This window comes from Weizmannia sp. CD-2023 (assembly GCF_036225245.1).
In the GTDB taxonomy this organism is placed as follows: domain Bacteria; phylum Bacillota; class Bacilli; order Bacillales; family Bacillaceae_C; genus Weizmannia; species Weizmannia faecalis.
This window is the reverse complement of record NZ_JARTJQ010000047.1, coordinates 66,438-75,719: the sequence shown is the minus strand read 5'-3', so window position 1 is coordinate 75,719 and position 9,282 is coordinate 66,438. Positions and strand designations below refer to the sequence as shown.

Annotated in this window: 8 protein-coding genes; all 8 read left to right on the top strand. The window is 48.6% G+C overall.

The features are described from left to right. The first annotated feature begins 321 nt into the window (after positions 1-321). The 8 genes from P9687_RS06850 (at position 322) to ispF (ending at position 9,143) form a co-directional block, all read left to right on the top strand. Positions 322-783 (top strand): CtsR family transcriptional regulator, encoded by a 462-nt coding sequence (locus P9687_RS06850; protein WP_328228661.1) that lies wholly within the window; start codon positions 322-324, stop codon positions 781-783. Between the two features lie 19 nt (positions 784-802). Further along, entirely contained in the window at positions 803-1,348 is a 546-nt protein-coding gene (locus P9687_RS06845) for a UvrB/UvrC motif-containing protein (RefSeq protein ID WP_014096530.1), read from the top strand. Continuing rightward, positions 1,348-2,415 (top strand): protein arginine kinase, encoded by a 1,068-nt coding sequence (locus P9687_RS06840; RefSeq protein ID WP_014096529.1) that lies wholly within the window; start codon positions 1,348-1,350, stop codon positions 2,413-2,415. Before P9687_RS06845 ends, P9687_RS06840 begins: the two co-directional genes overlap by 1 nt. 16 nt (positions 2,416-2,431) lie before the next feature. After that, on the top strand, positions 2,432-4,882 hold the full coding sequence (gene clpC / locus P9687_RS06835) for an ATP-dependent protease ATP-binding subunit ClpC (protein ID WP_014096528.1): 2,451 nt from the start codon (positions 2,432-2,434) through the stop codon (positions 4,880-4,882). 232 nt (positions 4,883-5,114) lie between these two features. After that, the gene (radA, locus tag P9687_RS06830) at positions 5,115-6,485 is read left to right on the top strand and encodes a DNA repair protein RadA (RefSeq protein ID WP_035182978.1); all 1,371 of its coding nucleotides are present in this window, start codon (positions 5,115-5,117) and stop codon (positions 6,483-6,485) included. 346 nt (positions 6,486-6,831) lie between these two features. Next, positions 6,832-7,917: a PIN/TRAM domain-containing protein gene (locus tag P9687_RS06825; RefSeq protein WP_014096525.1), complete on the top strand. Its 1,086-nt coding sequence runs from the start codon at positions 6,832-6,834 to the stop codon at positions 7,915-7,917. A gap of 66 nt (positions 7,918-7,983) precedes the next feature. Then, positions 7,984-8,664: a 2-C-methyl-D-erythritol 4-phosphate cytidylyltransferase gene (gene ispD, locus P9687_RS06820; protein ID WP_014096524.1), complete on the top strand. Its 681-nt coding sequence runs from the start codon at positions 7,984-7,986 to the stop codon at positions 8,662-8,664. Positions 8,665-8,666: 2 nt separating this feature from the next. After that, positions 8,667-9,143, top strand: a complete 477-nt coding sequence (gene ispF, locus P9687_RS06815; protein WP_014096523.1) for a 2-C-methyl-D-erythritol 2,4-cyclodiphosphate synthase — start codon at positions 8,667-8,669, stop codon at positions 9,141-9,143. Positions 9,144-9,282: the final 139 nt, after the last annotated feature.

Below are 9,282 nucleotides of genomic sequence, written 5' to 3'. Positions count from 1 at the left end.
TTTTTGGATGTCAGAAACAATAAAAGCATAAAAATAGTCCCCGCAGACACAAGGGCTTTTTAATTTGTCCTGCCGTAGCAGTAAAAGCTTTTCAAAGCGCTTGACCTCCAATGAACCCGCACCCGCAATCTGTCTGGGTTAATCTTTACCGCTCGCTGCACACGCAGTCCCATCGGGTGGTCCGTGAACATCCGATTGTCTCCCCAAACAGAAATGCTGAAAAAAGGGGCAGTTTTCCTAGTTGCATTTTCTGTAAGGAATCCTGTATAATTAAAGTCAAATATAGTCAAAGTCAAAAGAAGGTGTCAGGAGGTGGCTTTGATGAAAAATATATCGGATATCATAGAGGAATATTTGAAACGGATTCTGGAGCTGAATGAAACAGAAATCCTTGAAATAAAACGCAATGAGATTGCCGATAAGTTCCAATGTGTCCCCTCACAAATTAATTATGTCATCAATACGCGGTTTACGATTGAAAGAGGGTATATTGTTGAAAGTAAAAGGGGCGGCGGCGGCTATATCCGAATCATGAAAGTGCGGCCTGAAAGCGATGCGGAACTGATTGACCAGCTGCTTGTGCATATCGGCAATGTCATCTCCCAGTCGAATGCGGAAGCCATCATTCTCCGCCTCGTTGAAGAAGAGGTGATCTCAAGGCGGGAGGCAAAAATCATGCTCAGCGTGATGGACCGCTCCGTGCTCTACATCCAGTTGCCGGAACGGGATGAACTGCGTGCCAGAATGTTGAAATCGATGTTAACGACCTTAAAATACAAGTAACAATAGAGGTGAGTATGCCGTGATTTGCCAGGAATGCAATGAAAGGCCGGCAACGATGCATTTTACTAAAATTATAAACGGTGTGAAAACGGAATTCCATCTTTGCGAGAAGTGCGCGCAGGAGAAGGGGGAAAAGTTTTCATCGGATTGGGGGAAAACCTTTTCCTTCGATAATCTGCTCGCGGGCCTTTTTAATTTTGATCCGGCCATCCAACTTTTCAAACAGGAAACAGCACCTGACCCGGATGTGCTTCGCTGCAACCATTGCGGGATGACATTGAACCAGTTTTTAAACACAAGCCGGTTAGGCTGCCCGCATTGCTATGAGACGTTTCAGCACCAGCTTGTTCCGATTTTGCAGCGCCTTCATGGCGGCAACGTTGCGCATGAAGGAAAAATACCTGCACGGATTGGCGGTGCCATTTATACAAAGAAAAAATTGCAGGAATTAAAGGCGGCGTTGCAGGAAGCCATCAGCCAGGAAGAATTTGAAAAAGCAGCAGAACTCCGCGATCAAATTCGCGCACTTGAAGGTTCTTCTCAAGCAAAAGGAGGGGAACAATAATGTCTTTAGAACATTTTTTGCACAAAGCGTCCAGCTCCTGGATGAACGAGCAAGGGCCTGAATCGGAAATTGTGCTGACGACACGGGTTCGTCTGGCAAGAAATTTAAAAAATTACCGGTTCCCGTCCTTGTTTACCAGCGAGGAAGCAAGGGAAATTATGAAAACAATCCAGGATATCGCCCGAAATCATTTTCCGGCTGAAATGCAGGCTGAATTTTTAAAAATGGACGAATTAAAACCGCTCGAAAAAAGGGTGCTTGTGGAGAAACACCTGATTAGCCCGCAACTTGCCGAAGAAGCGGGTGACGGGGCAGTTATTTTGTCAAGCGGCGAAGATATTAGTATTATGATAAATGAGGAAGATCATTTACGCATACAATGTCTTTCTCCAGGGCTTCAATTGCATGAAACGCTTCAGAAAGCCAATCAGCTTGATGACCTGCTTGAAAATTGGGTCGATTATGCTTTTGATGAAACGCTCGGTTACTTAACCAGCTGCCCGACAAATGTCGGAACGGGCATCCGCGCATCGGCCATGATGCATTTGCCGGGACTTGTGCTGACACAGCAAATTAAACAAATCATTCCGGCGATTCATCAGCTTGGTTTGGTGGTAAGAGGAATATATGGCGAAGGAAGCGAAGCCATCGGAAATATTTTTCAAATTTCCAACCAGGTGACACTCGGAACATCGGAAGACAATATTGTCTCGGATTTAACCAGTGTCATCCGGCAGATCATTACACAGGAAAGATCGGCAAGGGAAGCATTGGTGCAGACTTCAAACATACAATTAGAAGACAGGGTTTACCGTTCGCTCGGTGTCCTGCAAAACAGCAGGATCATTGAAACAAAAGAAGCGGCCCGTTGTTTGTCCGATGTCCGGCTGGGAATTGATCTGGGCTATATTCAAAACATTTCGAAACAAATTTTAAATGAATTGATGATTTTAATGCAGCCGGGTTTTTTACAGCTTTATGCCGGAAGAGCGCTCAGCCCGTATGAAAGGGATATCCGGAGGGCTACACTGATAAGAGAACGTTTGAGGCTTGAGGAGACCAAATGAACAGGAGGAATGACAGATGATGTTTGGAAGATTTACAGAGAGAGCCCAGAAAGTGCTGGCCCTTTCCCAGGAAGAAGCAATCCGCCTGAAACATAACAATATCGGAACGGAACATATTTTGCTCGGACTTGTCCGCGAAGGGGAAGGCATCGCGGCAAAAGCGCTGTACGGCCTGGGTTTAAGCGCCGAAAAAATCCAGGAAGAAGTGGAAACCCTGATCGGGAACGGCCAGGAAATTTCCCAAACGATCCACTACACGCCAAGGGCCAAAAAAGTGATTGAACTGTCAATGGATGAAGCGAGAAAACTCGGGCACTCCTATGTTGGAACGGAACATATCCTCCTCGGGCTGATCCGTGAAGGTGAAGGCGTGGCGGCACGCGTGCTGACAAATCTCGGCGTTAGCTTAAATAAAGCAAGGCAACAGGTGCTCCAATTATTGGGAAACAGTGAAGCGTCCGTACAGGGCGGTTCGGCGGCCAGCGTCAGCACACCGACACTGGACAGTCTGGCCCGCGATTTAACAGCGATCGCACGGGAAGATTCCCTTGATCCTGTAATCGGGCGCAGCAAAGAAATTCAACGCGTCATTGAAGTACTGAGCCGGAGGACAAAAAACAACCCTGTCCTTATCGGGGAACCGGGCGTTGGGAAAACGGCCATTGCAGAAGGCCTTGCCCAGCAAATTGTGCATAATGAAGTGCCGGAAACGCTGCGTGACAAACGGGTTATGACGCTTGATATGGGTACGGTTGTGGCCGGTACAAAATACCGTGGCGAATTTGAAGACCGCCTGAAAAAAGTCATGGATGAAATCCGCCAGGCCGGTAATATCATTCTTTTCATCGATGAATTGCATACCTTAATTGGGGCCGGCGGTGCGGAAGGAGCCATTGATGCTTCCAATATTTTAAAACCGTCGCTTGCCCGCGGCGAACTGCAGTGCATCGGGGCTACAACACTGGATGAATACCGGAAATATATTGAAAAAGATGCTGCACTGGAAAGAAGGTTCCAGCCGATCCAGGTCGATGAGCCGACGATTGATGAGTCGATCCAGATTTTAAAAGGGCTGCGCGATCGCTATGAAGCACACCATCGCGTCTCGATTACCGATGAGGCGATCGAAGCCGCTGTAAAACTTTCGGACCGCTATATCGCAGATCGGTTCCTGCCGGATAAAGCGATTGACTTAATCGATGAAGCCGGATCGAAAGTGCGTCTTCGTTCCTTTACAACGCCGCCGAATTTGAAAGAACTGGAATTGAAACTGGAAGAGGTACGCAAGGAAAAAGATGCGGCCGTCCAGAGCCAGGAATTTGAAAAAGCGGCTGCGTTAAGGGATACCGAACAGAAACTGCGCGAACAGCTGGAGGAAACGAAGAAAAACTGGAAGGCAAAACAAGGCCAGGAAAACAGTGAAGTCACAGTCGATGATATAGCGCTTGTTGTTTCGAGCTGGACGGGAGTTCCGGTGACGAAACTGGCACAAACCGAAACGGAAAGGCTTCTGCACCTTGAAGAGATCCTTCATTCCCGGGTGATCGGGCAGGAAGAAGCGGTACTTGCAGTGGCGAAAGCAGTCCGCCGTGCACGGGCAGGATTAAAAGATCCGAAACGCCCGATCGGTTCCTTCATTTTCCTCGGGCCAACAGGGGTCGGAAAAACAGAACTGGCGCGGGCGCTTGCGGAAGCGATGTTCGGCGATGAGGATGCCATGATCCGGATCGACATGTCCGAATACATGGAGAAACATTCGACTTCCCGCCTCGTAGGTTCGCCGCCTGGATATGTCGGTTTTGAAGAAGGCGGGCAGCTGACGGAAAAGGTACGGAGAAAACCGTATTCGGTTGTGCTGCTTGATGAAATTGAAAAAGCGCACCCGGATGTGTTCAACATTTTGCTCCAGGTACTGGATGACGGCCGGCTGACCGATTCCAAGGGCCGCACGGTTGATTTTAGCAATACGATTGTCATCATGACATCGAATGTCGGCGCAGATGCTTTAAAACGCAACAAGAGCGTCGGGTTCACCATTCAGGATACCGTCGAGGCCGATTATAAAGACATGAAGGACAAAGTGCTCGAGGAACTGAAAAAAGCGTTCCGGCCTGAGTTTTTGAACCGTGTTGATGAAACCATTGTGTTCCATTCGCTCGAGAAGAAACAGTTGAACGAAATTGTCACGTTGATGGCGAAAGAATTGTCGGACCGGTTAAAAGAGCATCATATCGAACTTGTGCTGACGGATGCCGCAAAAGAAAAAGTGGCGGAAAAAGGCTACGATCCGGAATACGGCGCGCGGCCGCTGCGCAGATCGATTCAGAAAAACATCGAAGACCGCCTTTCGGAAGAAATGCTGAAAGGCAATATAAAAGAAGGGCAAAAGGTATTGGTCGATGTAAAAGACGGCGAATTTACTTTTGCCAGTGTGGCAGAGTCGGAAGCTGTATCGTCCAATTCTTAATGCCGAAAGCAGGAAAGGGTACAATGGTTTTGGCGATTGTACCCTTTTTTTCACATATATAAAATTTCGCGCCAAAATCAATGGCGATTAGGATAACATTGCTTCTGGCAACACATAAAGAAGGAGTAATGTTTCTTTCAACCTATGTGGCGGTTTCTTATACGATTTTAATTCAATTTCAAGATACTTTGTTTACACTTATACACATAGATATGAGGGAAAGGGGTTTAAGATGGCAAAAAAAACCGTGAAGTTTGTTTGCCAAAACTGCGGCTACGAGTCGCCAAAATGGATGGGAAAGTGCCCGCAATGCAGCCAGTGGAACCAGATGGTGGAGGAAGCGGAGACGCCAAAACGGAGGGGCTTTTTTTTACATCCGGAGCCTGGAAATGAAACCAAAGCGGCACCTATTACGTCTATAGAGTCTAAAGAAGAAAAAAGGACAAAAGTGGATTTTGGAGAGCTGAACCGTGTCCTCGGAGGCGGCATTGTTGCCGGATCACTTGTTTTGATCGGCGGGGATCCCGGGATCGGCAAATCAACGCTGCTTTTGCAAGTGTCATCACAACTGGCAAAGCACGGGTTAAATGTACTGTATATTTCCGGGGAGGAATCGGCGAAACAGACGAAGTTAAGGGCGGATCGGTTAAACATCCATACCGACCATCTTTATGTGCTGCCGGAAACGGACCTTTCCGTGATCCAGCAGGCGATAGATGAACTGAATCCCGGCTTTGTTGTCATTGATTCCATCCAGACGATTTACCATCCGGAAATCCAGTCTGCGCCGGGCAGTGTGTCGCAAGTGAGGGAAACGACTGCACAGCTGATGCGGACGGCAAAAACAAAAAACGTGGCCATCTTCATTGTCGGCCACGTGACAAAAGAAGGCTCCATTGCCGGTCCGCGCGTGCTTGAACATATGGTGGATACGGTCCTGTATTTTGAAGGTGAACGCCATAACGCCTACCGGATATTAAGGGCGGTCAAAAACCGCTTTGGTTCGACGAATGAAATTGCGATTTTGGAAATGAAAGAATCCGGTTTGGAAGAAGTCCAGAACCCTTCCGAAATTTTTCTGGAAGAACGGACAAAAGGTGCAGCCGGTTCTACCGTGGTGGCTTCCATTGAGGGGACGCGCCCGGTCCTTGTCGAGATCCAGGCGCTGTTGGCCCCGACGTTTTTCAATATGCCGCGGCGGATGGCATCCGGGATTGACTATAACCGTGTCACGCTGATTATGGCGGTGCTTGAAAAACGGGCCGGTCTTTTGATTCAGAACCAGGATGCTTATTTAAAAGTCGCCGGCGGCCTGAAAGTGGATGAACCGGCAGTGGATTTGGCAGTTGCTGTCAGCGTGGCATCCAGTTTTCGCGACAAGCCGACAAATGCGGATGACTGCATTATCGGAGAGGTCGGGCTGACGGGGGAAGTCAGGCGGGTGTCCAGGATTGAGCAGCGCGTCCAGGAAGCGGCAAAACTTGGTTTCCGGCGGGCGATCATCCCGAAAAATAATATGGGCGGGTGGACGCCGCCAAAAGAGATTCAAGTGATCGGCGTCTCCACAATCCAGGAAGCTTTGCAAGCGGCACTCGGCGGATGAGAAAGGGAACAAATTTCCGTGCCTTCTATGTGTTCTTTGGATCAGTGCGTGAGGGTACCGGAGGAAGCGGAAGGCACTGGGAAGTGAAGGAAAGCGTGGAAAAAAACGGAACCCACTTGATAAGCAAATAACTGCCGCAAATCTGCGTTTACAGGATCCGTTATGATGTAAAGACAGAAAAGACAGCGGCTGGCAGGATACAAATTTTAAAAGAAAGCAGGGGATGTGCATGAAGCCTGAAAATGCCCGGAGAAAACCGCGGCGATTAACTGGCTCGGTAGGGAAAAATACGAAGGCAAACGTTTTAAACCATATTTTTTGTTTATAATGTATAAAGGAGGTGAACATGTTGTTAAGACGGCTTATACAAATTTGTTTGGTACTGATTGGCGGCACGCTCGGTGTTTTCCTGCTGCCTGATTTTTACAAGCTTGTGAAAGTGGATTATGTGTTAATCAACAACCCGTATGTTTCAGCGCTGTTGGGGGCTATTATCTTTTATCTTATTACTTTCTGGTCCATTCATTATATCGTTGATTTTGTCGATTGGTTTGAGGATTCACTGGTAAAAGTCCCGATGACGGAAATTTTTTCCGGCACCTTTGGCCTTGTGCTCGGCCTGATTATTGCTTATCTGGCAAGCATTCCGGTGCGGGGAATTCCGATTGTCAATACAATTGTGTCGATTACACTTACAGTATTGCTCGGTTATATCGGATTTCAGGTCGGTTTTAAGAAAAGAGAGGAAATTTTCAATTTGTTTTTCAACCGGCAGCATAGACGGAAAGGCGGGACAGAGCAAGAAGGGCATCCGCAGCCTGGAAAACAGGTGAAGATTCTTGATACAAGCGTTGTCATCGACGGACGGATTGCGGATATTTGCCAGACCGGTTTTCTTGACGGGCCGATTGTGATTCCGCTCTTTGTGCTTGAAGAATTGCAGCATATTGCCGATTCTTCGGATGCTTTGAAAAGAAACCGGGGCCGGCGTGGGCTTGATATCTTGAACCGGATACAGAATGAACTGCCGATCGAAGTGCAAATGTATGAAGGCGATTTTGAAGATATCCAGGAAGTTGACAGCAAGCTCATTAAACTGGCAAAATTGATGAACGGGATTGTCGTGACGAATGATTATAATTTAAATAAAGTATGTGAATTCCAGAAAGTCAAGGTGCTCAATATCAATGACCTTGCCAACGCCGTAAAACCGGTTGTGCTCCCCGGCGAAGAGCTCAATGTGCAACTCATTAAAGACGGGAAAGAGCATCACCAGGGGATTGCCTATTTGGATGACGGCACGATGATTGTTGTCGAAGAAGGCAAAAATTACATTGGCAAACGCATTGATGTGCTCGTGACAAGCGTCCTGCAGACTTCGGCGGGCCGGATGATTTTTGCCAAGCCGAAACTGCTTGAAAAAGCGTTATAATGCAGCCTGGAACACCCGCGGCGCCGGACGCGGGAAGTTCATACAGGATGCCGGGGGAGATTGGATTTGACAGATTATGAGGTGATTATACCGGCAGCCGGATCGGGGAAGCGGATGGGCGCAGGGTTCAACAAATTATTTCTTGAACTGAACAAGCGCCCGGTCATTGCGGTTACAGCAGAAGTTTTTTTGGCCGATCCGTCCTGCAAAAAGTTGATACTTCCCGTGCAGCCGCATGATAGGGAAGAGATGAAGCGTATTTTGCCCCGCTCGGAAAAAATAGTATTTGCCCGCGGCGGTTCTGAACGGCAATATAGCGTACGGAACGGGCTGGAACTTGCCGGAAGCTGCAGTGTCATTCTTGTGCATGACGGTGCAAGGCCGTTTATCAGCGCCGGATCCATTGCAGCGCTGGCGGCAATGGCCGGGGAAAAAGGGGCGGCGATAGCGGCTGTTCCGGTAAAAGACACGATCAAAAGAGCAAAAGACCAGATTGTAACCGAGACGATTGAGCGGAGCAGCTTGTGGCAGATCCAAACGCCACAAGCTTTTCGCACGTCTGTCTTGAAAAAAGCGCATGAAGCGGCGGAACGGGACGGCTTTCTCGGAACGGATGAAGCCTCACTGGTCGAACGGATCGGCCATCCTGTACATATTGTGCCGGGAAGTTATGATAATATTAAAATTACGACACCGGAAGATCTTTATTTCGCAGAAGCGATTTTAAAAAAGCAGGGGGGAGGATGAAGATGTTCAGGATCGGACAAGGCTTTGACGTGCACCGGTTCGGGGAGGGACGTCCCTTGATGATTGGGGGAGTTGAAATTCCATATGAAAAAGGTTTGCTCGGCCACTCCGACGCGGATGTGTTGCTTCATGCCGTAGCGGATGCCTGTCTCGGGGCCATTGGGGAAGGGGATATCGGCCGGCATTTTCCGGATACAGATGCGGCATTTAAAGATGCGGATTCTGCGGCGCTTTTGGCGCATGTTTTTCAGCTTGTGAAACAAAAAGGATACAAGCTCGGCAATCTTGATTGCACGATTATTGCCCAAAAGCCGAAAATGGCGCCCTATATCGGGAAAATGCGGGAAACGATCGCGCGCATTTTGGAAGCGGAGATCGGGCAGGTCAATGTCAAGGCGACCACGACGGAAAAACTCGGCTTTGCCGGGCGCGAAGAGGGCATTGCGGCGCAGGCGGCGGTACTGCTGGAGCAGGCTTAACCGGCGTGGCTGCAAGGGTGCTGGAACAAGCCGGGCAGTTTAGGGCGCGTACTGCCTGCAAGAACCTTTTAACCGGTGTATGGCAGCAGATGTTTCGTCGAAAATGGTGTAACGGAGCCGGGCGGCTGTTTACGGGAAC